Below are 781 nucleotides of genomic sequence, written 5' to 3'. Positions count from 1 at the left end.
GCGCTGGCCGTTGCGCTGCCGCACGGGGCTTGGGTATTGTGCCGTTGCTTGGCTTGGCCGCTTTCTTCGGGGCGATATGGGCACTATTGCTTTGTTTGTTTTCGGGGGCCGGGTCTCGGCCCGGCGGCCGACTCACTTTCTTTTGCTTCGCTGTATGGACCGGGGACCTTGGAAACAGGTGTGCGCGGACATAGGAAACACTTTCGAGGTCGAGACGACCGAGGAAGAGCCCCATGCCCTGGCAACCGAGAGACCTGATGGACACCAAGCGAGAGTTCGTGCAACTGGCTTTGCAAGAGGGAGCGAACCGGCGCGAGCTGTGTCGGCGGTTCGGCATCAGCCCCAAGACCGGCTACTCGCTGCTCAAGCGGCATGCGCTGCAAGGCATGACGCAAGCGTGCACGCCGCGCAGCACACGTCCGTTGACCTCGCCCACGCGCAGCGCCTGCGAGCTGGAGCAGGCAGTGATCGAACTGCGCCGCGTCCACCCCAGCTGGGGCGGACGCAAGATCGCCCGTCGGCTGGCCGACCAGGGCATGAGCGACGTGCCAGCCCCCAGCACGGTCACCAATATCCTGCATCGCCACGGGCTGATCACGCCCGAGTCCAGTCAGGCGAGCGAGCCCTGGTGCCGCTTCGAGCACGAGCAGCCCAATGCCTTGTGGCAGATCGACTTCAAAGGCGACTTCGGCATGGCTGCAGCGCGCTGCTATCCGCTGACCGTGCTGGACGACCATTCGCGCTTCAATCTCGCGTTGAAAGCTTGCCCGGGTGTGAGCAT

General features: G+C 64.3%; 1 protein-coding gene. It reads left to right on the top strand.

What is annotated here, in order from left to right; genetic code table 11:
• Window positions 1–233: 233 nt before the first annotated feature.
• The coding region (locus tag ACSFA2_RS25420) for a helix-turn-helix domain-containing protein (protein ID WP_435458111.1) at window positions 234–781 on the top strand (548 nt) is incomplete at its 3' end.

It is taken from the genome of Variovorax cryoconiti, from assembly GCF_051216395.1.
Lineage (GTDB): Bacteria > Pseudomonadota > Gammaproteobacteria > Burkholderiales > Burkholderiaceae_C > Variovorax.
Note: the sequence above shows the minus strand (reverse complement) of the source record. Positions and strands in the feature narration are given on the sequence as shown.